General features: G+C 62.7%; 21 protein-coding genes. 7 read left to right on the top strand and 14 right to left on the bottom strand.

Going from position 1 to position 25,304, the window contains the following annotated elements:
• Nucleotides 1-19: 19 nt before the first annotated feature.
• Complete coding sequence (gene hisN / locus ACSMXM_RS12370; protein ID WP_460316568.1) at nucleotides 20-862, bottom strand: histidinol-phosphatase; 843 nt, start codon at nucleotides 860-862, stop codon at nucleotides 20-22.
• Nucleotides 859-2,043 carry a CaiB/BaiF CoA transferase family protein gene (locus ACSMXM_RS12365; RefSeq protein ID WP_460316566.1) on the bottom strand — a complete coding sequence of 395 codons (1,185 nt, stop codon included), beginning with the start codon at nucleotides 2,041-2,043 and terminating at the stop codon, nucleotides 859-861. Before ACSMXM_RS12365 ends, hisN begins: the two co-directional genes overlap by 4 nt.
• Before the next feature lie 127 nt (nucleotides 2,044-2,170).
• Here ACSMXM_RS12365 and ACSMXM_RS12360 point away from each other — a divergent pair, with 127 nt between their 5' ends.
• The gene (locus ACSMXM_RS12360; protein WP_460316564.1) at nucleotides 2,171-3,718 is read left to right on the top strand and encodes a glycosyltransferase family 4 protein; all 1,548 of its coding nucleotides are present in this window, start codon (nucleotides 2,171-2,173) and stop codon (nucleotides 3,716-3,718) included.
• Here ACSMXM_RS12360 and ACSMXM_RS12355 read toward each other — a convergent pair.
• The 4 genes from ACSMXM_RS12355 to ACSMXM_RS12340 all read right to left on the bottom strand — a co-directional run bounded on the left by ACSMXM_RS12355 (nucleotide 3,715) and on the right by ACSMXM_RS12340 (nucleotide 7,214).
• A complete protein-coding gene (locus ACSMXM_RS12355; protein WP_460316563.1) occupies nucleotides 3,715-4,602 on the bottom strand; it encodes a pirin family protein in 888 nt (295 codons plus the stop codon). The two genes, ACSMXM_RS12360 and ACSMXM_RS12355, sit on opposite strands and share 4 nt — an antisense overlap.
• A 99-nt stretch (nucleotides 4,603-4,701) precedes the next feature.
• Nucleotides 4,702-4,929 (bottom strand): Hpt domain-containing protein, encoded by a 228-nt coding sequence (locus tag ACSMXM_RS12350; protein ID WP_460317593.1) that lies wholly within the window; start codon nucleotides 4,927-4,929, stop codon nucleotides 4,702-4,704.
• 132 nt (nucleotides 4,930-5,061) lie between these two features.
• Entirely contained in the window at nucleotides 5,062-6,321 is a 1,260-nt protein-coding gene (locus ACSMXM_RS12345; protein ID WP_460316561.1) for an MFS transporter, read from the bottom strand.
• Nucleotides 6,321-7,214 (bottom strand): DMT family transporter, encoded by an 894-nt coding sequence (locus ACSMXM_RS12340; RefSeq protein WP_460316558.1) that lies wholly within the window; start codon nucleotides 7,212-7,214, stop codon nucleotides 6,321-6,323. The genes ACSMXM_RS12345 and ACSMXM_RS12340 overlap by 1 nt, the downstream gene beginning before the upstream one ends.
• Before the next feature lie 189 nt (nucleotides 7,215-7,403).
• Here ACSMXM_RS12340 and ACSMXM_RS12335 point away from each other — a divergent pair, with 189 nt between their 5' ends.
• Together ACSMXM_RS12335 and ACSMXM_RS12330 are read left to right on the top strand one after the other, a co-directional pair.
• The gene (locus ACSMXM_RS12335) at nucleotides 7,404-8,480 is read left to right on the top strand and encodes a substrate-binding domain-containing protein (RefSeq protein ID WP_460316556.1); all 1,077 of its coding nucleotides are present in this window, start codon (nucleotides 7,404-7,406) and stop codon (nucleotides 8,478-8,480) included.
• A gap of 101 nt (nucleotides 8,481-8,581) precedes the next feature.
• Nucleotides 8,582-10,246: an ATP-binding protein gene (locus ACSMXM_RS12330; RefSeq protein ID WP_460316554.1), complete on the top strand. Its 1,665-nt coding sequence runs from the start codon at nucleotides 8,582-8,584 to the stop codon at nucleotides 10,244-10,246.
• A gap of 12 nt (nucleotides 10,247-10,258) precedes the next feature.
• On the opposite strand, the gene prfA is transcribed toward ACSMXM_RS12330, so the two are convergent.
• The gene (gene prfA, locus ACSMXM_RS12325; protein ID WP_460316552.1) at nucleotides 10,259-11,353 is read right to left on the bottom strand and encodes a peptide chain release factor 1; all 1,095 of its coding nucleotides are present in this window, start codon (nucleotides 11,351-11,353) and stop codon (nucleotides 10,259-10,261) included.
• Nucleotides 11,350-12,690 (bottom strand): histidine--tRNA ligase, encoded by a 1,341-nt coding sequence (gene hisS / locus ACSMXM_RS12320; RefSeq protein ID WP_460316551.1) that lies wholly within the window; start codon nucleotides 12,688-12,690, stop codon nucleotides 11,350-11,352. The genes prfA and hisS overlap by 4 nt, the downstream gene beginning before the upstream one ends.
• 159 nt (nucleotides 12,691-12,849) lie before the next feature.
• Here hisS and rpmG point away from each other — a divergent pair, with 159 nt between their 5' ends.
• Nucleotides 12,850-13,017, top strand: coding sequence for a 50S ribosomal protein L33 (gene rpmG / locus ACSMXM_RS12315; RefSeq protein WP_460316550.1), 168 nt, complete (start codon nucleotides 12,850-12,852; stop codon nucleotides 13,015-13,017).
• A 135-nt stretch (nucleotides 13,018-13,152) separates the two neighbouring features.
• Here rpmG and ACSMXM_RS12310 read toward each other — a convergent pair whose 3' ends face one another.
• The 5 genes from ACSMXM_RS12310 to ACSMXM_RS12290 form a co-directional block, all read right to left on the bottom strand.
• Nucleotides 13,153-14,064: a YihY/virulence factor BrkB family protein gene (locus ACSMXM_RS12310; protein WP_460316548.1), complete on the bottom strand. Its 912-nt coding sequence runs from the start codon at nucleotides 14,062-14,064 to the stop codon at nucleotides 13,153-13,155.
• Between the two features lie 81 nt (nucleotides 14,065-14,145).
• The gene (locus ACSMXM_RS12305) at nucleotides 14,146-16,023 is read right to left on the bottom strand and encodes an acetyl/propionyl/methylcrotonyl-CoA carboxylase subunit alpha (protein WP_460316546.1); all 1,878 of its coding nucleotides are present in this window, start codon (nucleotides 16,021-16,023) and stop codon (nucleotides 14,146-14,148) included.
• The gene (locus ACSMXM_RS12300; RefSeq protein WP_460316545.1) at nucleotides 16,020-16,490 is read right to left on the bottom strand and encodes a nuclear transport factor 2 family protein; all 471 of its coding nucleotides are present in this window, start codon (nucleotides 16,488-16,490) and stop codon (nucleotides 16,020-16,022) included. The genes ACSMXM_RS12305 and ACSMXM_RS12300 overlap by 4 nt, the downstream gene beginning before the upstream one ends.
• Before the next feature lie 3 nt (nucleotides 16,491-16,493).
• Nucleotides 16,494-18,095: a carboxyl transferase domain-containing protein gene (locus ACSMXM_RS12295; protein ID WP_460316544.1), complete on the bottom strand. Its 1,602-nt coding sequence runs from the start codon at nucleotides 18,093-18,095 to the stop codon at nucleotides 16,494-16,496.
• A gap of 1 nt (nucleotide 18,096) precedes the next feature.
• Nucleotides 18,097-19,260 carry an isovaleryl-CoA dehydrogenase gene (locus tag ACSMXM_RS12290; RefSeq protein ID WP_460316543.1) on the bottom strand — a complete coding sequence of 388 codons (1,164 nt, stop codon included), beginning with the start codon at nucleotides 19,258-19,260 and terminating at the stop codon, nucleotides 18,097-18,099.
• 115 nt (nucleotides 19,261-19,375) lie between these two features.
• On the opposite strand from ACSMXM_RS12290, the gene ACSMXM_RS12285 reads away from it, so the two are divergent.
• From ACSMXM_RS12285 to ACSMXM_RS12275, 3 genes are all read left to right on the top strand, one after another.
• Nucleotides 19,376-20,248 carry a LysR family transcriptional regulator gene (locus ACSMXM_RS12285; RefSeq protein ID WP_460316542.1) on the top strand — a complete coding sequence of 291 codons (873 nt, stop codon included), beginning with the start codon at nucleotides 19,376-19,378 and terminating at the stop codon, nucleotides 20,246-20,248.
• Between the two features lie 278 nt (nucleotides 20,249-20,526).
• Nucleotides 20,527-22,170 carry an MFS transporter gene (locus tag ACSMXM_RS12280; protein ID WP_460316541.1) on the top strand — a complete coding sequence of 548 codons (1,644 nt, stop codon included), beginning with the start codon at nucleotides 20,527-20,529 and terminating at the stop codon, nucleotides 22,168-22,170.
• 91 nt (nucleotides 22,171-22,261) lie between these two features.
• The gene (locus ACSMXM_RS12275) at nucleotides 22,262-24,415 is read left to right on the top strand and encodes a PQQ-dependent dehydrogenase, methanol/ethanol family (RefSeq protein ID WP_460316540.1); all 2,154 of its coding nucleotides are present in this window, start codon (nucleotides 22,262-22,264) and stop codon (nucleotides 24,413-24,415) included.
• 34 nt (nucleotides 24,416-24,449) lie between these two features.
• Here the strand turns inward: ACSMXM_RS12275 and paaG are convergent, their stop codons facing one another.
• Nucleotides 24,450-25,241: a 2-(1,2-epoxy-1,2-dihydrophenyl)acetyl-CoA isomerase PaaG gene (gene paaG / locus ACSMXM_RS12270; RefSeq protein WP_460316539.1), complete on the bottom strand. Its 792-nt coding sequence runs from the start codon at nucleotides 25,239-25,241 to the stop codon at nucleotides 24,450-24,452.
• Between the last annotated feature and the right edge of the window lie 63 nt (nucleotides 25,242-25,304).

Raw genomic sequence — 25,304 nt, 5'->3', positions numbered from 1 at the left:
CGGCTATTCGCCCGGCCAGCTAATCGTCATGGTCGTGTCCGTGATGGTGTTCGTCATCATGGGCATGACCATGCAGCGCCGCCAAGACGTCCTCCAGGCGGGCGGGGTCGCCCAGGGCAATGACATGCCCCTCGGAATCCGCCGTCAGGGGATCGCCGTTCCAGTCGCACATCATTCCCCCCGCCCCCTCGACCAGCGGAACGAGTGCGGCAAAGTCGTGAAGTTTCAGCCCGCTTTCGACCACGAGGTCAATATGGCCGGACGCCAATAGCCCGTAATTATAGCAGTCGCCGCCATAGACCATGCGCGAATGGGCGGTCTGGGCGGCCAGCGCCATGAAACGATGTCCCTCCTCATGGCTGAACAGATTGGGGCTGGTGGTCGCCAGCACCGCATCCTTCAATTCGCGGCAGCGACGGGTGCGGGCAGGGCGATCCTCGTCCCTGCCGCCATTGCGCAGGAAGCGCGTGGGTGCGCCGATCGCACCGGCCCAGCGTTCGCGAGCGATCGGTTGATCGATGACACCCAGTACCGGAAAGCCGCTCCGCAACTGCGCGATCAGCGTGCCGAATATGGGGCGACCCGCCATGAAACTGACCGTGCCGTCGATCGGGTCCAGCACCCATATTCGTTCGGCATCCGCGCGCACCGTGCCATATTCCTCACCGACGATGCCGTCTGCGGGAAAGGCGGATTCGATACGCGCCCGCATGGCCGCCTCCGCCTCTCGATCGGCCTGCGTCACCGGCGATTCGTCGCCTTTCGATTCGGTATCGAAATCGGCGCGGAAATAGCCACGAATAATGTTCCCCGCGATGTCCGCGAGTTCCTTTGCGAAGTCCAGGTCGAGTGCAGGGGTCATGTGATTCCAAAATCTGCCAGAATGGCGCTGCGATGTTCGTCGAGTGCCGGGGCTTTCGCGCGCATGGCGGGGTCGTCGAACCCGCTCATTTTTATCGGATTGCCCGCCGCCATCAGCGGTGTCCCGTCCTCGAATGCGGTGGTGATCGCCATATTGCGCGCCCTTACCTGCGGATGTGCCAGCGCCTGCGCGACGTTCTGCAGCGGTCCGCACGGAACTCCCGCCGCTTCCAGCTCTGCCAGCCAATGGACGGCGGGCCGCTTGCCCAATTGGGCCTCCATCAGCGCCGCCAGCTCTTCCGCATGATCGCTACGCCGTTCATTGCTGGCAAAGCGGGCATCCCCCGCCAGCTCGTCCAGCCCAAGCGCGCCGCACATGGCGCGGAACAGGCCGTCATTCCCGGCGGCAATGACGATATGCGCGTCCTGGCACTCATAGGCAGCGAACGGCGTGATCGACGGGTGCCGCGCGCCCAGCGGTCCGGGTGCCTCTCCGCTGACCGCATAGCGCGCGATGGCGTTTTCCAGAATGGCGATCTGGCCGTCCAGCATTGCGACGTCGACGAAACAGCCCTTACCCGTGCGGGCACGATCGTGAACTGCGCTGACGATACCAATAGCTGTGAACAGGCCGGCGGTGATGTCGCCGATGCTGGTGCCAACCCGCGTCGGCGGCCCGCCGGGATGGCCGGTGACAGACATGATGCCGCCCATCGCCTGCACCACCATATCATAGGCCGCCTTGCCCGAATCCGGCCCCGTATGGCCAAAACCGCTGGCCGCGGCATAGATCAGGCGCGGGAAGCGTTCCTGCAGCACTTCCCATTCCAGGCCCAGCTTTTGCATCGTCCCTGGGCGATAATTTTCCACCAGAATGTCCGCCCGCGACAGCAGCTTCAGCAATATTTCGCGGTCCTCCGGCGCCTTCAGGTCCAGCGCGATGGACTCCTTGCCGCGATTGATTGAGGTGAAATAGGCGCTCTTGCCGTCCTGGAACGGGCCGATCTGGCGCGCATCGTCGCCGCTGCCGGGGCGTTCCACCTTGATCACGCGGGCGCCCAGGTCGGCCAGCACCATCGTGCAATAGGGGCCGGCAAGAACACGTGAAAGATCGATGACAAGCAGGCCGGACAATGGACCGGCGGGCGCCGCCGCGCTAGGGGCCGCATCATGGGGGCTCATATTCATTGCGGCCCCTGTCCTACAAGACGGCATGGCCGCGCAAGGCCTTGTCAGGGAATTCTGAAAGTCGCGCGCCTGTCATGAAATCCCCAATGGACAGACTTTTCGGGGGCGTGGGGCTGTTCGCATGACCGATTCGCGAAAACTCAACGTGCTTCTTGAAATGCGCCCCGCGCTGGAGGGGTATGCGGGCATTCCGCAGGAGGTTCGCCTGTTGTTTCGCGGCCTGGATCGCATTCCCGGCATCGAAGTGGCGGGTTTGCTGCAAATGTCCGGCCGCTCTCTCGCTCGGGGGACCAGCATGGTCGAGCGGTCCGGCCTGTTCGGCCGCCCCCTGACGACCGACGAGCGGTTCAAACGCTATTCCAATGTCGTGATCTCGACCGGCAAGCCGCTTAAGGAGCCCGCGAATGCCCGGTTCGTCGCCTATTTGCGGCAAAGGCTGACGATCCTGAACCTGATCCTGCGGCAGCTCTTCGGTGCCGACCGCATCGCGCTCAGCCGTTTCGAATCCGCTGCGTTCGAGGATTTTACGTGGCGCACGCTCTTCGCAAAGACGCTGCCGCCCGCCGACTTTCAGGCGCTCGCCGGCCGCGACCACCTGATTTGCCGAATTCCGTGGCGGGCCCTGCATCAGGTAGGATTCGGCTCGCTGACCTATCGCCGCCGCGCACGCTATCCTCAGCTGCTTACCCGCGGGCAGGACGTGATGATCGGCCAGACGCCCTATCCGGGCCGCGTGTCGCCGGGTACCAGCCTGGTGATCCGATATCATGACGCCATCCCCCTGTTCATGCCGCACACGATTCCCGAACAGGCGTTGCACCAGGCACAGCATTATCATGCGCTGAAGGGCAATGTGCATAATGGCGCCTGGTTCAGCTGCGTGTCGGAAACGACGCGCGCCGACCTGATCCGCGCCTTTCCGAATGCCGAACCGCGTGCTGTGACGATCCACAACATGGTGTCGCACAGTTATTTCGCTGTGGATGGAGAGAAGCCCGTCCGCATTGGGGACATCATCCGCTCGCGACTGAACGAACAATCAGAATGGCTGCCCCGGTTTGGCAGCGCCGCGGACAAGACGCGGTTCTACGACCGCCACCTGCCGGAAAAGCAACCGAACTATCTGCTGATGGTTTCGACGATAGAGCCGCGCAAGAATCACCTGCGCCTTATCGCGGCGTGGGAAAGGCTGCGTTCGGAAACGGATCCGACATTGAAACTGGTTATCGTCGGAACGCTCGGCTGGGCGAATGAGGATATTCGCGATCAACTGGCGCCCTGGCTGGAACGGGGCGAGGCGTTTCTGCTGCACAAGGTTCCGTCCGACGATCTGCGCCGCCTCTATGCCCACGCCGCCGCCACGATCTGTCCCAGCTATGGCGAGGGGTTCGACTATTCGGGGGCGGAGGCAATGGCCTCGGGCGGCGTCGTGGTGGCGTCGGACATACCGGTCCATCGCGAAATCTATGACGACGGCGCGCTATATTTCGATCCCTATTCCACGGCGGGTCTGGTGGCACAGCTGAACCGGCTGCTTTATTCGACTGAGGCGCAGGATGTGCGGCAGCGCCTGGCCCATGCGGGTCGCGCCGTCGCCGGACGCTATACGCCGGAAAATATCCTGCCCCGGTGGGAGGCGTTCCTCAGGCGCGTTGCCGACAGCGACTAGCTGCCCGGCTGTACCGGTGGCGGCGGGCCGTCTTCCGGCAGGGGGATGCGGTCATGCAGGTCGCCAGGCACCAGGGGAAAGCGCCCCTCCCGCCAATCGTCTGCGGCTTCGGCAATGCGCTCCGGCCGGGACGAGACCAGATTCCACCAAATGTGCCGGTCGCCCAGATGGGCACCGCCCAGCAACATGATCGTCGCATCGGTCTTGGCAAGGATTGGCGCCTCGTCCTCGGCTGCCATTACGGCCATCGTGCCCTGGCTCAACGTGCCAGCCGGTAACTCGACCTCGCCCTTGGCGACATAGATGCCGCGCTCCTCGTGACCGCTGGGCAGCGGAATTTCCGCGCCCGCTTTGGCATCCACGTGCAGATAGAAGATCGGCGCCGGATAGCGGACGGGCGCCGTCTCACCATAGGCTGTTCCCGCGATCAGAGTCCCGGTGGCGTTCGGCCATTCGATCCTTGGCAGGCTGTCCGCCGGATGATGAGTGAATGCCGGCTCATCCTCCTCATGTTCGGCGGGCAGGGCGACCCATGCCTGAATGCCCTCCATCACCTGTCCGCTGCGCTCTGTCTCGTCAGAGCTGCGTTCCGAATGCACGATGCCCCGCCCGGCGACCATCCAGTTGACCGCGCCCGGACGAATCGCCTGTTCGGACCCGAGCGAGTCGCGGTGCATGATCTCACCGTCGAACAGATAGGTGACAGTGGCCAGGCCGATATGCGGGTGCGGGCGAACATCGAACCGCTGCCCCGGCGCAAAAGTCGCCGGCCCCATATGGTCGAAGAAAATGAACGGCCCCACCATGCGCCGCCGGGGACTGGGCAGAACCCGCCGCACATGAAAGTTATCGCCCAGATCCTTTTCCCGGCCGTCGATGCGCATATGATAGCCTCCACTGCTGCTGGTCCATTTGCGTTCTAGCCTGTTTTGGCGGAACGTGCCGCACATTTTGCTGGAAGGGGCCGCCCTTCGCGCCGCCGATCACATGGCCGGTGCCGCAGGGCCGTCCAGCTCCCGGCCCAAAGATTCCAATAATCCGCCCAGCATTGCGCTCGCGCGTCCCTCGGCGATTCGATCTTCGATCAGGTGCGCGGCTTCGGCAAAACCCTGCAGGCCGTAGGCCATGGCAATACCCTTCAGCGAATGCAGTTCTCGCTGGAATGCCGGCATGTCCGTCAGCCCGGTCATCGCCTGCAGGCGCGCCTCCAGTTCTTCCCGGGCAACATCGATATCTTCAGGGTCCGTCTGCCGCGTCTAGCGGAATGCAGGTTGCCGCTGCGTTAATCCGTGCGTGCGCCGGGGTCTTCCATCGCTACCTCCCCCATCGCTACCTCCCCGTCGCTACCTCCCCGTCGCTACCTCCCCCTCGTCCGCCAGGTCGGTGCTCAGCAGGCGCGAGCGCAAGCTGTACACGAGGATGATCGCGAGCAGGACCGCGCTGAGTATATAAGGAAGCGGCTGGTGGAACTGGTACAAGGCGACGCCCACGGTAGGCGCGACGATGAAGCTGGCGCCGTTCACGGCCGTGACCGTTCCGGCGGCGGCGCCCTGATCCTCCTGCCCCACGGAAAGAGAGGCGCCCGCCGAAAAGCCGGGCCGGGCAAAGCCGTAACCCAGCATGGCAAGGGCAAAGCTGACGATGATGGCATGGATGGATGTGGAAAACGCCATGCCGCACGTTCCCGCCAGCGCAAGCCCCGCGCCCCAGCGCGTCAGCTGTTTCGGACCCATGCGGAAAATGCCGATCAGGCCCCATTGTGCCAGCAGCGTTGCGCCCGCACCCGCCATCATGGCGACGCCGATCAGATATTGCGCCGCCACCGGGTCGCGCCCGCTCATGTCGATGACGAAGAAACCCAATGTCTGGCCTGTCGCCGCCTGCGCATTCCCCACCACCAGCCCATAAAGGATGAAGGACCGAATGCGCGGGTCCATCCAGCTGAGCCGGTGCGCGCCGCGTCCGGCATTGCGGGCGACCTCCTCCGCATCGTCGCGGGGCAGAAAGCGCCACACCAGGAACAGCGTCACCAGCGCGAAGAGCGTGAACATGAACAGCGGACCGGACAGCTCTACTTCGGGGAAGATGAAGAACGGGGCGACCGCAGGGCCGACGATGGTACCCAGGCCAAAGGCGCTGGCCAGAATGGAAATCGCCGCCGTGCGTTGCCGTGGCGTCGTACGCACCGCGACATACGCCTGTGCCGCAGGGCTGCTGGCACTGCCGAACAGACCGAACAGCGCACGGAACAGCGCGAACAGGGACACGATCAGCACAGGCCCGATCCAGCCCTCCAAACCAAAGAAGATGACCAGCGCACAAAGCAGGGTGGACACGAAATAGCCCCACATCCCCAGCATGATCAATTTCTTGCGGCCGCGCTGGTCCGATTGCCGCGCCCAGAACGGAGCGCTGATGGTCCATGCCAGCGCCGACAGACTGAAAATGGCCGCGATGAACACGTCGGGGATATGCAGTTCGCGGCCAATGGCGGGCAGGACAGATTGCAGCGCCGTATTGCCGGCAGCGACGGTGAACAGCACCAGGAACAGCAGGCGGAAATCGGTGCGTTGAAATCCCGAGATGGCTGGGATGGCAGGCATCAGGCGGCGCTTTTCTTTTGCAGAATCTGAGCCGCGCGCCGCTCGTGCAGGCTGGCGAACAGGCATGCGCCGATGATGATGCCCGCCCCCATGAATATCTGCAGGCGCGGCACCTCGTCAAACAAGGCCCAGCCGAGGAGGGCGGCCCAGAACAGGCCGGTATATTCAAAGATGATCAGCAACTGCGCCTCCGCCCTGGCATAGGCGAGGGTGAGCAGCAGAAAGCCGCATGTCCCCGCCGCCCCGGCTGCCAGGCCCAGCGGTAGGGAGGCCGGCGCCGGCAACGGCGCGAATGCCAGCGCGAAGGGCATGACGCAGACGAAGGGAATGGCGGTGCTGAGCATCGTCACCGTCAGGGGGTCGTCCCGCTGTGCCATTTCGCGCAACAGGATCGATTGCACGGCGTAAAGTAGTGCGGAGACGAGCGCCGCGCCGATCCCCAGCAGGCGCAATTCGCTGGCCTGCGGGGTGGTCATGTCGCCGCCGTTCAACGTCACGAGCACACCGACAAATCCCACCAGTCCCGCCAGTGCCGCACCAAGCCTGATCCGTTCGCCCAGGAACAGGGCGCCAAGAGGCGGGACCAGCAAAGGGGCAATAAAGGTAATGGCCAGCGTTTCCGCCAGCGGCAGGGCCGAAATCGCAAAGAAGAACAAATAGCCCATCACCGCCATGATGGCGCCCCTGAACAGATGACGCGGCCAGCGCGCGCGGGGTGGCAGACGGCGCCTCAGCATGATCACCAGCGGAATCGTCGTCAGGGTGCCGAACAGATAGCGCAGCCAGGCCGCCGTCACGACCGCTTCGCTCAGCGATATCTGCTTTACCAGCGCATCCATCAGGCAAAGCGCCGCAATACCGCCAATGGCGAGAAGGATGGGAAGTGCCGGCATGGTCTTGCCGCGCTTCTGCGCGCCTTCTTGCCCCTGTCAATAGAATCGGCGGATATGCGAAGGCGTCATGCGGATCGCGCGAAACCGTCATGTGATTGTCACGCTACCGTCATACGTCGCGGGCAAATGACGCCTGAACGACGGCGGAAACCGGCTTGCCCGGGGCCAGACGAACAAAAGGATAAATCGATGCGCGCCTTTCTTTCTGCTCTTACGGCGACAACCGCCCTTTTGACACTTGCTGCCTGTGACAATGGATCGCCCAGTGCGCCAGCGGGTGGCGGCGATGCCTCGGTTGCCGGGCCTGCGCTGCGCATTGTCGGTTCCTCCACGGTTTATCCGTTCACGACGGCGGTCGCGGAGAATTTCAAGAACTCCAACCCCGGTGCCGCGACGCCGATCGTCGAGTCCACCGGGACTGGCGGCGGGCTGCAGCTGTTCTGCGCGGGTGTCGGCGCGGATTATCCGGACATCGCCAACGCGTCGCGCCGCATCAAGGCGAGCGAAGTCGAAATGTGCCAGGGTAATGGCGTCAATCAGATCATCGAAGTTCAGGTGGGTATGGATGGCATCGCTTTTGCCGAAAGCCGGGACGGCGATGACATGCAGCTGACGGCCGAAAATATCTATCGGGCCCTGGCCGCGACCGCCCCCGACGGTTCGCCGAACCAGATCACCAATTGGAACCAGGTGGACCCCAGCCTCCCGGACCGCCGGATAGAGGTGCTTGGACCGCCGCCGACGTCCGGCACGCGCGACGCCTTCAACGAATTGGTCATGACATCCGGCTGCAAAGAAGTGCCAGAGGTGGCCGCGCTGGAAGAGCAGGACGAGGATCTGTTCAAGGAGCGCTGCACCCGGCTGCGCGAGGACGGTGCCTTCGTGGAATCTGGCGAGAACGATAATCTGATTGTTCAGAAGCTGGTTTCGAACCCGGTCGCCGTTGGTATTTTCGGCTATTCCTATCTTGAGGAAAATCTGGACCAGATCAAACCGGTGCCACTGAACGGTGTCGACCCGACCTACGAGAATATCGCCAATGGCAGCTATATCGCCGCGCGTCCGCTCTACATCTATGCCAAGGGCGAACATCTTGCGGCAAAGCCCAGCCTGCAGGCGTTTCTTGAGGAATATGTCGGCGACCAGGCGATCGGCCCCGATGGCTATCTGAAGGGTCGCGGTCTGATCGCATCTCCCGACGATGTACGCGCCGCCGACCGCGACGCGGTGGCCAACGGCACGCCGATGGATGCCTCGACGCTCTAACAATTCGGGCAGGGATGGCGGAACACCCGGGGCCGCTAACCCTTCCTTATCCCTGTAGGCGTAGGCGGCTTTCTGAAACTTTTTTCAGGAGCCGCCGCGTCATGGACCAGAGCTTTTCCCCGTCACCGACGTTCGAGCCTGCGGGTTTCGCCTCTGCCGATACGGCCAGCCATGGCGTTGCCATTGGCGAGGTGCGGGAAATCGATGGTGGCAGCGCGACGTGCCGGTTCCATCTTGCCGCCCTGCAGGCGCTGAAAGGCGACAAGGACAATACGGTCGCCTCGTCCGGGCAGGTCGGCAGCCAAATAAAGGTTCGCGTCGGCGGCCTGTGGCTGATCGGCAATGTCCGCAATCTGAAGATCGACCCCTCCAGCGACGGTGCGGTCCTCGCCGCCGTGGATTTCCTGGGCGAGGGCGAGGAGAATATGGACGGTGTCCTGTCCGGTTTCCGCCGGGGCGTCACGCGCTACCCCATGCCTGGGTCCGCCATCCTGACCGTCAGCCGGTCGGATCTTGGTGCGGTCTTTCAGGCTGACGAGCGCGCCCATATCGAAATCGGTACAGTCTATCCGACGGAGGATGTGCGCGGCGCACTCTATATCGATGCGATGCTGGGCAAGCACTTTGCGCTGCTTGGCTCTACCGGCACCGGCAAATCCACCGGTGCGGCGCTGATTCTGCACCGCATCATCCAGCAGAATCCAGAGGGGCATATCGTCATGCTGGATCCGCATGGTGAATATGCGGCGGCGTTTTCTTCCAACGGTCAGATCTTCAACGTCGACAATCTGGAACTGCCCTACTGGCTGATGAATTTCGAGGAGCATTGCGAGGTCTTCATCACGACCGAAGGGTCGCAGCGAGAGATGGACATGGACATCCTCGCTAAGTGTATTCTGCAGGCGCGCTCGAAGAGCCGGGTGGCGCAGTCGCTGGGCAAGCTTACCGTCGATTCGCCCGTCCCCTATCTGCTGTCCGACCTGTTGCAGGCGATCTCCACCGGCATGGGTAAGCTCGACAAGGCGAACGATTCGGCGCCCTATATGCGCCTGAAATCAAAGATCGAGGAGCTGAAGGGCGACCCGCGTTATTCCTTCATGTTCAACGGCCTGCTCGTTTCCGATTCCATGGCCAGTTTCATGGCGAAGATTTTCCGCCTGCCTGCGGAGGGGCGGCCGATTTCGATCATCGACCTGTCGGGCGTTCCCACCGACATCGTCACCGTCGTCGTTGCAGTCCTTTCCCGCCTGACGTTCGATTATGCGATCTGGGCGCGGCGAGAGGCGCAGCGTCCCATCCTGCTGGTGTGCGAAGAGGCGCACCGCTACGTCCCGTCCGACCGGTCCACCGCCCCCAATGCGGTCAGGAAGGTGCTGGAATCCATCGCCAAGGAAGGCCGCAAATACGGCGTCTCCCTGGGCCTCATTACCCAGCGTCCTTCCGACCTAGCGGAGGGCGTGCTGTCGCAGTGCGGGACGATCATTTCCATGCGTCTCAATAATGAGCGCGACCAGAATCATGTCAGAAACGCCATGCCGGAGGGCGCGCGCGGTTTCATGGACGCGATCCCCGCGCTCAGGAATCGCGAGTGCATCGTTTGCGGAGAGGGCGTAAACATACCGATACGCGTCCGCCTCGACGATCTGGAGGCGCAGCTACGCCCCGCCTCCGACGATCCCATGTTCTCTGAACTGTGGAAGGAATCGGGCGGCGAAGCGGAAATCCTCGACCGAACCATTCACCGCTGGCGCGGCCAGGGGCGGTAGTTCAGGCGCTTCTCAGCCCGCTTCGCCCAGGCCCATCAGGCGTTCCGCTTCGTCTTCCGCGATCAGGGCGCCGATCAGCTCTTCCAGATCGCCTTCGATGATCGTCGGCAGGCGATGCAGCGTCAGGTTGATGCGGTGATCCGTCACCCGCCCCTGCGGGAAATTATAGGTGCGAATGCGTTCCGAACGATCGCCGGAACCGACCATGGATTTGCGGGCGCCGGCGCGTGCGTCGGCCAGCTTTTGCCGTTCCAGCTCGAACAATCGGGCCCGCAGCACCTTCATCGCCTTTGCACGGTTCTTGTGTTGCGATTTTTCATCCTGCTGAATGACCACCAGGCCAGACGGGATATGCGTGATCCTGACGGCGCTGTCCGTCGTGTTCACCGACTGGCCGCCGGGACCGGATGAACGAAACACGTCGATACGCAGATCGGCGTCGTTGACCTGTACGTCGACATCTTCCGCTTCGGGCAGAACGGCGACGGTCGCGGCGCTCGTATGGATACGGCCGGACCCTTCGGTGGCAGGCACGCGCTGTACGCGGTGGACGCCCGATTCGAACTTCAGCTTGGCGAAGACGCCCTTGCCACTGACATTGGCGATGACTTCCTTGACGCCGCCGGCATCGGCACCGGACATGTCCATGGTCTCGACCTTCCAACCCTGCGTTTCCGCATAGCGCGAATACATGCGGTAGAGGTCGCTTGCGAACAGGGCGGCTTCCTCGCCGCCGGTTCCGGCGCGAATTTCCAGAATGGCGGACCGCTCGTCGGCGACGTCGCGCGGCAATAGCAGCACCGCCAGCCGCCGCTCCGCCCGCGGCAGCGATTCCCGGATCGCCTCCAGTTCCGCCTCGGCCAGTTCGCGCATCTCGGCATCGCCGCCGCTATCGCTGGCCAGTGCCTGCAATTCCGCCAGTTCCTCACGCGCGCTCCGCACGTCCTTCGCCGCTGCGGCGACAGGGTCCAGCTCGGCATATTCCTTTGACAGTTCTACGAATTTTTCCGGCGGCAAATCGCCGGAGGCCATGGCTGCCGTCAGGTCTGCATGGCGTGCGATAATGGCGGTAATGCGCGCCTCTGGAACGATCGGCGTCTCGCTCATTGCGCCTGTCCCCCCAATGTGCGGGTTCGCCAGGCGGGGAAATCCGGTCCATCGTCGTCCATGCCCGTCAGCCGCATCAGGCGCAGTTCCGACAGATAGCCACCGATAAAGCCCGTCTCTGCTTGCGGAATCCGTACCTGTTCGCCCGATGCCAGATCCTTCACCTGCAGCATATCCTCGGCCAGTTCGTCAGCACCCAGGATCAGGGCAAGGCGCGCGCCGCTGGCGTCGGCGCGCTGCATGCGCTTCTTCATATTGCCCGTCGCGAAGGTCTCCACCGCAACACTGCCGCCCCTGCGCAGCGCCGCGACCAGCATCTGGCCGCGCGCGCGCGCTGCGTCATCCAGCGGGATGAACGCGACATCGACGCTTTCGGACGGTGGCGCGTCCAGCAGCATGGACAGGCGCTCGATGCCGGCGGCCCAGCCGACGGCGGGAACATGCGGCCCCCCCATCGCCTCGATCAGGCCGTCATAGCGTCCGCCGCCCAGCAATGTCCCCTGCGCGCCAAGGGCATCGGTCACGAATTCAAAAGCGGTGTGGCGGTAATAATCGAAACCGCGCACCAGGCGCGCCTGCCGCCGATAATTGACCCCCGCAGCCTCCAGCCCGGATGTGACTGCGCCAAAGAAATCCTGTGCTTCCGCCGTCAGATAGTCGTCGATGACAGGTGCCGTCGCGACGATCTGTCGATCGCCCCCATTCTTGGAATCGAGGATGCGCAAGGGGTTGGTGTCCAGTCGGCGCAGGCTGTCCTCGCCCAGCTCGTCGCGATGCGCCTGGAAATGCTCCAGCAGCGCGGCCTGCCAGGCGGCGCGGCTTGCCGGATCGCCCAGCGTGTTCAGCTCCAGCGTCACATTGCCCGCAACGCCTAGCTCCTCGATCAGATGCTGGCCAAAGGCGATCAGTTCCACATCCGCCTGCGGATCCGGCGCGGCCAATATCTCTGCGTCCAATTGGTGAAACTGGCGAAAACGGCCCTTTTGCGGACGTTCATAGCGGAAACACGGGCCATGCGCGGCCAGCTTCATGCGGCCATGCTGCTGCCAGCCATTGGATATATAGGCGCGGGCGATGCCGGCGGTGAATTCCGGACGCAGGGTCAGTGAATCGCCGCTGCGATCCTCGAACGTGTACATTTCCTTTGAAACGACATCGGTCGTCTCGCCCAGCGTGCGGGCGAAAATGCCGGTATGTTCAAACACGGGAATGTGCACGGACCGAAAGCCGTACAGGCGGCGGACGCGCGCGAAGGTATCGACGACGTGGTCGAACCGCGCCGCCTCTTCGCCCATGAAATCGTTGGTGCCACGGATGGCGGCAGGCTTATCAGACATAGCGCGCGACTTAGGGCGACGCGCCCGTGAACGCCAGCACCGCTTGACTCAGCACCGCTTGACTCTGCGGGCTCAGTTCGCCATTGGCACTGCTACATGCTCGCGGGCGCAGCAATGCAGCCCGCATTTTCTGTTTCTGCGCAAAGAGGATCGGCCGTCATGGCGAAACCGGCAACCGTCAAGATCAGGCTCGTGTCCACTGCGGACACCGGCTTCTTTTACGTGACGAAGAAGAACCCCCGCAATTTGACCGAGAAAATGGTCATGCGGAAGTACGACCCGAAGGCGCGCAAGCACGTCGAGTTCAAGGAAGCCAAGATCAAGTAAACGCGTCTTTTCGCGTTTCTGCTGTGCGACCGGTTTGCTTCCCCTGGACGATGGGGGGAGCGAACCATTTTCTGTTTCTTACGTAATTTTCCTATCTACGCTCGCGAGGAAACGCGATCGGTCTGAAATATCCGCTTAGCTGGCGGCGGCGGTCTTATGTACCGGCGTTGAGGGGTCCGCACCGATCAGCACGGAATTCACCTCCGCCCCGAACAGCAGCACATAGGCTGACAGGAACAGCCACATCAGCAGCGCGACGACAGCTCCCAGCGCGCCATAGGTGGCGTTGTAATCGGCAAAATTCGCCACATAAAAGCCGAAGCCCAGCGTCACCAGCAACCATCCGACGGTCGCAAAAATCGCACCCGGCATCAGTTCCTGCCAGCGCCCCTGCTGATAATTCGGGCCATATTTATAGACCAGCGCAATCCCGCTTGCCGCCACCAGCCCCGCGGTGATCCAAAAGGCAATGCGTATCAACAGGATCGCCCATCCCGGCAGGCCGGGCAACAGGCTTTCCAGAAATGCCAGCGCCGCAATGGCGACGACGCCAAAGATTGCCGCGCCCACCATGCTGAGCGTGATGCCGGCGGCCAGCAGCAGCTTTTTAAAAAAACCCCGCCCGTCGTGCAGCTCGAACACAATATTCAGCGCCGTGATCGTGGCGGTAGCGCCACGCATCGCGCCGTAAATCGTCACCAACAGCGTAATGATCAGCCCCAGGCCCTGCGACCGTTTCGATTCCCGGGCGATCTCGGCCATCTGCTCCGTCATCAGGGAGGCGGCGTCAGGCGGCATCAGTTCGAACAGCAGCCGACCATGTTCCAGGACCATGCGACTGTCCGCGACCAATCCATAGATCAGCACCGTCGCCGCAATCAGCGGCACGAAGGCCAGAAAGCTGTAAAAGGCGACACCCGCCGCGATCAGGCTGATATTATCGTAATTCGCCTCGTTCCATACGGTCTTGGCTAGCTGGAAAAGCGTCATTGGCTTGGCGCCATGGCGGCGCAGGCGGGATACGAAATCGGGACGGGTCGCACTCATGCCCGGGTACGTAACACGGCCGGTGAACGGATCGCGAGGCCTAATTGAAGCAAAACCGGGATGTTAGGCGCGCTTGCCTGCTCAGGCTTCCGGCGCCTCGATCCGCACCAGCACTGCGTCGACCTGGACCTGGCCGCCTTCCGTCACATTCAGGGCCGCTACCGTCCCGTCAAAGGGGGCGGTCATGGAATGCTCCATCTTCATCGCCTCCAGCACCAGCAGGCGTTGCCCGGCGGTAACGCTGTCCCCTTCCGCCACGTCGATGGCAATTACCTTGCCCGGCATGGGCGACAGGATCGCGCCGTCGCCAGCGCCCGCCGCCGCACCTTCACCTGCGCGGGGCAGGCCAATGGCAAAGCTTTGCCCCGCCTTGGTAACCAGGACCGTCTCCGTCCCGATTGCCGCTGCCGTCACGCCATCTGCGGGCGCGGCGGCGATTGTCGCGGGGTACGTTTCGCTACCGCTCTGCAACATGATTTCAGACCGGATCGGCGCGTTCAGGCGAAATCCCCGCAGGCCTTGGCGCCCCGCAGGCGTACGAGCATCCGCCAGACGGCGTGCCGCCTCGGTCAGCATGTCCTCGCCCGGATCCGACGCCGGGATCAGCGTATCGCCCGCCTCCTCGATCAGCGCCGTCGTCATGTCGCCCGCCAGGAACACGTCGTTCTCCAGCGCACGATACAGGAAGGCGGCATTGGATTTGACCGGCCAGACCGCCGTGCGCCCCAGCGCCGATTTCAGGGCGTTGATCGCCTCGTCCCTGCTTGCCGCATGGGCGATCATCTTCGCGATCATTGGGTCGTAGAAGGGTGATATGACAGAGCCCTGCTCGACACCGCTGTCGACGCGAATATCGCGTTCCGGCAGGTCGAAATGGTCCAGCGGTCCGGTGCTGGGCAGGAATCCGGTGGCGGGATCCTCTGCATATAGGCGTGCTTCGACCGCATGGCCGTTGATCGAGATCTGGTCCTGCGTGCGGGGCAGGGTTTCCCCACGCGCGGCCCGTAATTGCCACTCGACCAGATCGATCCCGGTGATTTCCTCCGTCACCGGATGCTCGACCTGCAGGCGGGTATTCATTTCCATGAACCAGATGCGGTCGGGCTTCAGCCCCTCGCTGGCGTCGGCAATGAACTCGATGGTGCCCGCGCCGACATAATCGACTGCGGCGGCGGCGCGCACGGCGGCGTCGCAAATGGCTTTGCGGGTTTCCGCGTCCATGCCGGGTGCGGGCGCTTCCTCGATCACCTTCTGGTGGCGACGCTGCAGCGAACAGTCGCGTTCAAACAGGTGGACGATATTGCCGTGGCTGTCGCCAAAGATCTGAACTTCGATATGGCGCGGGCTGGTGATCCATTTTTCCAGCAGCACTTCTTCATTGCCAAAGCTGGCGCGCGCTTCACGGCGGCAACTTTGCAGCATGTCGGCAAAATCGGCGGCATTGTCGACCTTGCGCATGCCCTTGCCGCCGCCGCCCGCGACGGCCTTGATCAGGACGGGATAGCCGATCGCCTCGGCCTCTTTTGCCAGACGCTCAGGCGATTGATCTTCGCCCATATAGCCGGGGGTGACGGGAACGCCCGCATCCTGCATCAGCTTCTTGGCAGCGTCCTTCAGGCCCATGGCACGGATACTGTCGGGATTGGGGCCGACCCAGATCAGGCCGGCGGCCTGCACCGCCGCCGCGAAATCCGCATTTTCGGACAGAAAGCCATAGCCGGGATGGATCGCGTCGGCGCCAGTGCGCTTCGCGGCGTCCAGAATCTTGTCGCCGATCAGATAGCTTTCGGCGGCGGGTGACGGGCCGATGTGAACCGCCTCGTCGGCCATGCGCGCATGCACCGCCTTCGCATCGGCGTCCGAATAGACGGCAATGGTACGAATGCCCATCTGGCGCGCCGTGCGGATGATGCGACAGGCGATTTCGCCGCGATTCGCGATAAGAAGGCTCTGGATCATCGTGCTTCGCACCCGGTCTGCTCATGTGTGTAGGTAACGTGGTACAGGCGCCATGTGCCGCCCTGCCTCAGCAGCTCGAACAGGTTCGTGCCGCAGTGCGAGAAATTGTCGCCGACATGCAGGTCGAACCGCGCCCACACCATTGCCATGTCGCCCTGAATGCGGACTTCCGGAGCAAAGATGCGTTCGCGAAGGGGCGCAGGCGCATTTTCAACGCGTTCGGCAAAATCATCCCAGCCAAGGGGCGACAGCGGGTCATCCCCTTCGCCATTGGCCTGCGGAATCGCCGTGATCACGCCGCTCGGCACGCTCAACGCTGCAATCGCGTCGCCGTCGCCCGCCGCCATCCCGTCGAACAGGCGATCGATCACCGCAAGCACAGCGACGCGATCGGCCTCCGCGCCGTTTTCCTGCGCGGCGGCAGGCGCGCTGATCAGGATCAGCAGAAAGGCAAGAAAAGCTCGCATGGATTACATCCTGAAAACGCCGAAGCGCGGCGGCTGCGAAATGGGCGCATTCAGCGTCGCCGCGAAGGCCAGGCCCAGCACGTCGCGCGTCTGCGCCGGGTCGATGACGCCATCGTCCCACAGGCGCGCCGTGGCGAAATAGGGATTGCCCTCGGCTTCGTATTTTTCGCGGATGGGCGCCTTGAACGCCTCCGCCTCTTCCTCGGTCCAGTCGGCGGCGTCCTTGTGCACGGTGGCCAACACCGATGCCGCCTGTTCGCCGCCCATGACGGAGATACGGGCATTCGGCCAGGTAAAGAGGAAGCGGGGGGAATAGGCGCGTCCCGCCATGCCATAATTGCCGGCGCCAAAGCTGCCGCCGATGACGACGGTGATTTTCGGCACCTGAGCCGTGGCGACGGCCGTCACCAGCTTCGCGCCATGCTTGGCGATGCCCTCCGCCTCATATTTGCCGCCGACCATGAAGCCGGAAATATTCTGCAGGAACAGCAGCGGGATGCCGCGCTGCGCCGCCAGTTCGATGAAATGCGCGCCCTTTTGCGCGCTTTCGGAAAATAGGACGCCATTATTCGCCAATATGCCGACCGGCATGCCCCAGATATGGGCGAACCCGCATACCAGCGTCTTGCCATAGGCCGACTTGAATTCGTGGAATTCGGATCCGTCGACGAGCCTGGCGATGACCTCGTGCACATCATAGGGGGCACGCACATCGTCGGGGATGATGGCATAGAGGTCGTCCGCATCGAATTTGGGGGCGACGGGCGCCTGCAATTCCACATCGGGCTGGTGGGGCTTGCCCAGATGGCTGACGATGTCGCGCACTATGGTCAGCGCATGTTCGTCATTTTCCGCCAGATGGTCGACCACGCCCGACGTTTTGCCGTGCAGATCGCCGCCGCCCAGATCCTCGGCGCTGATCTTCTCTCCGGTCGCGGCCTCCACCAGCGGCGGGCCAGCCAGGAAGATCGTGCCCTGATTGCGCACGATGACGGTTTCGTCGCTCATCGCTGGCACATAGGCGCCGCCCGCCGTACAGCTGCCCATGACGCAGGCGATCTGCGGAATCTGCAGCGCCGACATGTTCGCCTGATTGAAGAAGATGCGGCCGAAATGATCGCGGTCCGGGAACACCTCAGACTGGTGCGGCAGATTTGCGCCGCCGGAATCGACCAGATACACGCAGGGCAGGCGGTTTTCCTGTGCGATCTCTTGCGCGCGCAGATGCTTCTTCACCGTCATCGGATAATAGGTGCCGCCTTTGACGGTGGCGTCATTGGCGACGATCATCACCTGCCGACCCGCGACACGGCCGATGCCGCAGATCAGGCCCGCGCCCGGAATCTCGTCTCCATACATCTGGTTGGCGGCCAGCTGGCCAATTTCCAGAAACGGCGATCCGGGGTCCAGCAGCCGCTCGACCCGCTCGCGCGGCAACAGCTTTCCGCGCGATACGTGACGTTCCCGGCTTCGCTCGCTGCCGCCCTGCGCCGCACGCGCGACTTTCTTGCGCAGCTCTTCGGCCAGCGTGCGATTATGGCTTTTGTGGGCCTGCGCCGGGGCGCCGTCCACGTCGATAGCAGAGGTCAGGGCCGGTGCCGTCACGTCAGCCTGCTCCGATCAGTTCGCGGCCGATCAGCATGCGGCGGATCTCGTTCGTGCCGGCGCCGATATCCAGCAGCTTGGCATCGCGCAGATAGCGTTCAACCGGCCAGTCGGTGGTGTATCCCGCGCCGCCCAGCGCCTGCACGGCCTCTCCGGCCGCGGTAAAGGCATTCTCGCTGGCCAGCAGGATCGCACCCGCCGCGTCGAAACGCGTGGTCTGTCCGGCGTCGCATCCCTTTGCCACGGCATAGGTATAGGCGCGCGCCGATTGCAGCGCGACGTACATGTCGGCGACCTTCGCCTGCAACAGCTGGAACGTGCCGATGGGCTTTCCGAACTGCGTGCGCTCGCGAACATAGGGGATGACCGTGTCGAGACAGGCCTGCATGATGCCCAGCTGAATGCCCGACAGGACGACGCGCTCATAATCCAGCCCGCTCATCAGGACGCCGACACCGCCGTTCAGCGGGCCCATGACGTTTTCGTCGGGAACGAAGCAATCGTCGAAGACCAGCTCGGCCGTTGGCGATCCGCGCATGCCCATCTTGCCGATCTTCTGGCCGATGGAAAAACCGTCCATGTCCTTTTCGATCAGGAAGGTGCTGATGCCCCGGCTGCCCGCATCGGGGGAGGTTTTCGCATACACCACCAGCACGTCGGCGTAGGCGGCGTTGGTGATCCAGAATTTGGTGCCGTTCAGGCGCCATCCGCCGTCGACCTTGTCGGCCTTCAGCTTCATGGAGACGACGTCGGACCCGGCATTGGTTTCCGACATGGCGAGCGAGCCGACATGCTCGCCGCTGATCAGCTTGGGCAGATATTTCGCCTTCTGCTCTTCATTTGCCCAGCGGGCGATCTGATTGACGCACAGGTTGGAATGCGCGCCATAGGACAGGCCAACGCTTGCGCTGGCGCGGCTGACCTCTTCCACCGCGATGACATGCTGCAAATAACCGAGGCCCAGGCCGCCATCCGTTTCTGGAACGGTGATGCCGTGCAGGCCCAGTTCGCCCATTTGCGGCCACAGCTCCTGCGGGAACCAGTCCTCGCGATCGACCTTCTCGGCCAGCGGTGCGATCTGCTCGTCGGCAAAGCGTTCGGTCGTTTCGCGGATCATGTCCGCGGTCTCGCCCAGGGCGAAATCGAATTCGGGGGTGGCGCGCATATTTGCTCCAGAAACCAGATGTGCCGTCGCGCGAAAAATGCGCGCCCCGTCTGGATACAGGCATTTATAGCATAAAGAAAATTGATTTTATTATAGTTGAGTATAGACTGAAGCTATGATCTCTCGCGTTCAAATCCGCCATTTTCTCGCCGTCGTCGACAGCGGCAGCTTTACGCGCGCGGCAGAGCTTATCCACGTGACGCAGCCCAGCCTGTCGAGTGGCGTTGCGGAGTTGGAGCGGCAACTGGGCACGAAGCTTCTGATCCGTGACAAGAAACGCATCCAGCTGACGGAGGCGGGCAGCCGTTTTCTGGTTCACGCCCGTCGTATCCAGCGAGAATTCCGCCTTGCCGAGGAAAAGATCGGCCAGGTGTCGACGCCTGCCGAACCGCTCAGGCTGGGTCTGATCGACACGCTCGCATCCGCGCTGGTCGAACGAATCGTCTGCGAATATCTCGGACTGCCCGACGCACTTCCTCTGATCGTGAAGGAGGGGCGGGAGGCAGAGATTGCGCGGGCGCTGTCAAATCATGAGGTCGACGCCGCCCTGACTATCCTCGACAGCCAGATGCAGGCAGCGGGTGCCGTCGCTCTGGTCGACGAACCCTATGTCTTGATGGTGCCGGACAGTCATCCGATCGCAGGGCGCGGACGCGTCGCGCCAGAGGAGGTCAGCGGCGAAATCATGATCGCCCGCCGTTCCTGCGAAGTGCTTGTCGAAACCAGCAAATTTTTCACCTCCCACGGCATACGGCCTCCGTTCAGCCTGCGGTCGCCCAATGACGACCGCGTTCTGCGCATGGTCCGTGCCGGCCTGGGTATCACGGTGGCGCCGCTGTCCAGCCGGATCGACGGGGTAAGCGCCGTCGAACTGGCGACATTCGACCGCCGCCGCACCATCGGCTTCGCCTGGCTGGAGCCTGAGGGTGCGGATATGTCTGCCATCTCCGCCCTGCGGGGAATTGCCCAAGGCGTTTTCCGGACTTAGCCTTCCCGGCGCTTCCCCGCACCTTACGGCTTATGCGCTAACTCCGGACCGCGCAGGCTAGATCCAGTTCAGCCAGGCGTCGGTAGGTAAAACTATTGATCCGTACATATGAATTATTGCAGGGCGAATTTGGCTTTTGGGCGGCGATCACGATCAATCCGACTTTGGCACCGCGCAGGAAAGACGCTAATTTGCTGGGTAGTTGCATGCAGGGACTTTCGCTATTTCAGCGCGAATGCCGGAACAACGCATGCCGCGCCTGTGCTGGCGTGGCATAAATGAGCCGTTTCGCATCGACTCTCGCACCGTTTAAGCACCGTATCTTCTTGAAGATCTGGCTGGCGAATACGGTCTCGAATGTGGGTGGCCATATCCAGACCGTTGCGGCGGCCTGGCTCATGACGTCCCTGACCAGTTCGGCAGATCTGATTGCGCTGGTCCATACGGCGTCCACCTTGCCCGTCCTTCTCCTGGCGCTGTTGGCCGGCGCGGTCGCCGATCTGTTCAACAGGCGCGTCGTGATGCTTCTGGCGCAGCTAACCATGCTGACGGCCGCCACGGTACTCGCGGTGATTACCTATCTGGACCAGGTCGATCCCACATCGCTTCTTGTGCTCACGCTCTTGCTTGGCTGTGGGCGCGCGTTCAACGGGCCCGCATGGCAGGCGTCGGTGGGGGAGCAAGTGTCGAGGGAGCACCTCCCCGGCGCGGTCATGCTGAACAGCATGGGGTTCAACCTCGCACGCACTCTCGGGCCCGCGGCGGGTGGACTGATCATCGCGGCTTCCGGCCCCCCGGCGGCCTTTCTCGTCAATGCACTGACATATGTCGGCCTGTTGGTGGTGCTGGCCAATTGGCGAGCCCCGAAACAGGTGCGAGACCTGCCGCCCGAGACGCTGAAGTCGGCGATTTCGGCAGGCATATCCTTTGCATGGCTTTCGCCTACGATACAATCGGTCCTCGTCCGGGCGCTCGCATTCGGCGCGGCGTCGAGCGCACTTCTCGCCCTGGTTCCCGTGGTGGTACGGGAGGCGCTTGGGCTAGGCGCGGCCTCCTACGGATTGATGATGGGTGCCTTCGGCCTTGGCGCCGTCGCCGCGGCGCTCTTGAGCGGTCGGATACGGCGCTCTGCCAATGACGAGGTCGTCGTTGCGATCGCTGTCCTGGGGATGGCGGCGTCGATATTCGTCATCGCCACCAGTTCCTGGCTGGCGGTCGCACTCGCTTCAATGGCGGTAGCGGGTGGCTGCTGGGTGATGGTGTTGTCGACATACAATGTTACCGTTCAGATGTCGGCGCCGCGCTGGGTGCTGGGGCGCGCGCTTTCGCTGTTCCAAATGGCCAATTTTGGCGGAATGGCTATTGGAAGCTGGCTATGGGGCCATTGCGCGGAATCCTTTGGGCTCCAAGCCGCGCTAACGCTGTCCTCGCTGACTGTGATGGCGAACCTGTTGCTCGCTTTCAAATGGAAACTCGACGCCGCAGGGTCGCTCGATCTGGCGCCGGCGCGCAGGGGCCGCGACCCTCATCTCGCTACCGACCTGAACCCGCGTGCCGGTCCGGTGGTGACGTGGGTGGAATATCGGGTGCGCGAGGCGGACGCGCGCGCATTCATGGCTGCCATGGAGGCCAAGCGAAGGATAAGGCGCCGCGACGGCGGGCGGCGATGGACTTTGCTTCAGGATCTGGCGGATCCCGAAATCTGGATCGAAAGGTTCGAAAGCGCCACCTGGACTGAGCGTCTGCGCCTGCGCCATCGTGTTACGCGGGCCGACGAAGCGGTCGAGCAGCGCGTGAGGTCATTTCACTTCGGCGGCTCGCCGATAAAGGTGCGCCTTCTCCTCGTTCGTCCCGCGGGTTCCGAGCCGGTGTCACGTGACAGGCCAGCTCCGTACGATGGCGGTGTTCATCAGGATACATAGCGGTATCATCCTGGAACAAATGAACCATACTTGCCAATATTAAACCAATGAATTAGGTTTATGGTCTTTAGCTCGGTGTTGGGGAAGGCATGTGCTAGGGCTGTCATCACGATTGGTATTTGTCGCCGCGCTCGCATTGGCGCTTCTGGCCGGATGCTCTCCCTCCGCCTCCGGTGAAGATAATGCAGAGTCGCTGAAGGCTGTCTCGCAAATCGCCGCGATCGATGACGCACGGATGCTCGCGGCCAATGCAGAGCCACAGAACTGGCTCGTCAACGGCGGGACGCTGAATGGAGAGCATTATTCGCTGCTGGACCAGATCAATCCGGACACCGTCGCCAATCTGAAGCCTGCCTGGTTCTTCGAATATGACACCACGCGCGGTCAGGAGGGTGAACCCATCGTGGTCGACGGCGTCATGTTTATCAGCACGTCCTGGAGCAAGGTTTATGCGCTCGATGCGGCGACGGGAAAGGAGCTCTGGTTTTACGATCCTGAGGTCTCCGGCACCGACGGGGCAAAGGCATGTTGCGACGTCGTCAATCGCGGCGTCGCCGTCTATAAGGGGAAGGTGTATGTCGCCGCGCTCGACGGGCGGCTGATCGCGCTCGATGCGCGTGACGGGCGCGTCGTCTGGAGCACGATGACGCTGGATCCGCAGGGGATGCAGACCATCACAGGTGCACCGCGCGTGGTGCGCGACAAGGTGATCATCGGCAATGCGGGCGCCGATTTCGGCGCGCGGGGTTTCGTCAGCGCCTATGATGCTGAGACGGGGAAGCAAATCTGGCGCTTTTACCTCGTCCCCGGTGACCCCGCTTCTGGCCCGGACGGTGCCGCCTCCGACAGCGTCATGGAAAAACTGGTCAGACCGACATGGTCGGGTGATTACGCAAAATTAGGTGGCGGCGGTACGGCATGGCAGACGATCATGTACGACGCCGAATTCAATCGGCTTTACATCGGTACGGGCAATGGCTCGCCGTGGAATCCGAAATACCGGACCGATGGCAAGGGCGACAATCTGTTTCTCTGCTCAATCGTCGCGCTGGATGCCGATACGGGGGAATATGTCTGGCATTACCAGGAAAATCCGCAGGAAGCCTGGGATTATAATTCGACTCAGCCCATGATCCTTGCGGATCTGGAAATCGACGGTGCGAAGCGAAAGGCGCTGATGCACGCCCCCAAGAACGGTTTTTTCTATGTCATCGACCGGGCAACCGGAAAGCTGATCTCCGCCGAGCCAACCGTGCCGGTGACCTGGGCCAAAAGTATCGACATCGCGACCGGCCGCCCGGTGGAGGCCGAGAATTCGCGCTACACCGACGGCCCTTTCCTTGGGAAGCCAGGGACGGCCGGTTCCCACAACTGGCATGCCATGGCGTTCAGCCCGCAGACGGGCCTCGCCTATTTCTCGGTCGCCGAGAATTCGACCCTGTTCCGCAACAATCCGGACTTCACGCCGGTAAGGATGGGACCATTCAACCACGGCATCATCTCTGAGCACAAAGCCGGGTCCAGCTATTTGCTGGCCTGGGATCCCCTGAAGCAACGCGAAGCGTGGCGTGTCCCCTATCGCGGCGGCGGCGTATTGGCGACTGCGGGCGGATTGGTGTTTCAGGGAAGGGGCACAGTGATCGGAGAACTCGTCGCGATCCGCGCAGGGGATGGCGAGGAAATATGGCGCTGGCCTACACCAAATGGCATCCAGGCCGCGCCCATCAGCTACAGCGTCGATGGTGCCCAATATGTCGCCATCTCCACCGGTGCGGGTGCGGGCGCGATGACCGGCGGCGCGGAGGCCCGGATGCGCCAGCCGGGACGCATGCTTGCGTTCAAAATTGGCGGTACGGCAACGCTGCCCGCTGAACCGGAACCTGCACCACCCGCAAATCCAGCCGATGAGACATTCTCCGCCGAAATGATCGAAAACGGGCGGGCGGCTTATGGCAAATATTGCTACCGGTGCCACGGACCGAACGCGGTCTCGTCCAATGTCATCCCCGATCTTCGCAGGTCGGCCTCATTGTCTGACAAGGATATTTGGCACATGATCGTGTGGGAGGGGGCGCTCGAACCCGCCGGCATGATCGGCTGGTCGAAGTATCTCCAGACTGAGCAGGTCGAGGAGCTGCGCGCCTTTGTCTCCTCAGAGGCTGTCAGGCTCAAAAATGGTGAAGCGCTGGGGTCGAAACAGGCGGGTACGCGTCGCTCCAGCGAGGCGGTGGTTCAGGAACAATGATCTCGCTCAGACCGCATCGCGTCGTCGGGGAATTCTAGCGACCCGTAAAAACCGGGGGCCGCTTGTTCATAAAGGCGGCGACGCCCTCCCGATAATCGGCGCTGTTGCCCAGTTCGCGCATCAGATCCCGCTCGATGGCGAGTTCCTCATCCAGCGTTTTGAGCATGGATCCGCGGATCGCATGTTTCGTGGCAACGAGACCCCGGGTCGGGCCGCTGGCAAATTTATGGGCGAGCGCGCTGCTTTCGGCCTCCAGCTGATCGTCATCCACACATTTCCAGATCATGCCCCAGCTTTCGGCTTTTTCTGCGGACAGGGGCTCGCCGGTCATGGCAAGGCCCAGTGCCCGCGCCTGACCGATCAGGCGGGGTAATATCCAGGTGCCGCCGGAATCCGGAATAAGGCCGATATTGGCGAAGGACTGAATGAACCTTGCGCTGCGTGCGGCGAACACGATGTCACATGCCAATGCGATGTTCGCGCCAGCCCCGGCCGCGACGCCATTGACCGCGCAGATCACCGGCTTGTCCATCGTCGCAAGTCGCCGCACGAGGGGCGAATAATAGCGTTCAACGGAATCCCCCAGATCGACGGGGGCCGCATCTGCAGAAACGACGCGGTTGGACAGATCCTGCCCCGCGCAGAACCCGCGACCGGCCCCCGTTATCAATAATGTCCGAACCGCATCTTCGGATTCGACAATTTTCAAAGCTTCCGAAACTTCCTCATGCATCTGGACGGTAAAACTGTTCAGCCGCTCAGGCCGATTCAGCATGAGGCGGGCTACACCCTCAGTCACATCAAACTGAATCGTCTCACATTGCATAATATCATTCACCCTATAATCTGACCTATTAGGCCAGATAGCCTAACACGCCTCGGCAAGCGA

Source organism: Pacificimonas sp. ICDLI1SI03 (genome assembly GCF_054740865.1).
The sequence above is the reverse complement of the archived record's forward strand: the minus strand, read 5'-3'. Positions and strand labels throughout refer to the sequence as shown.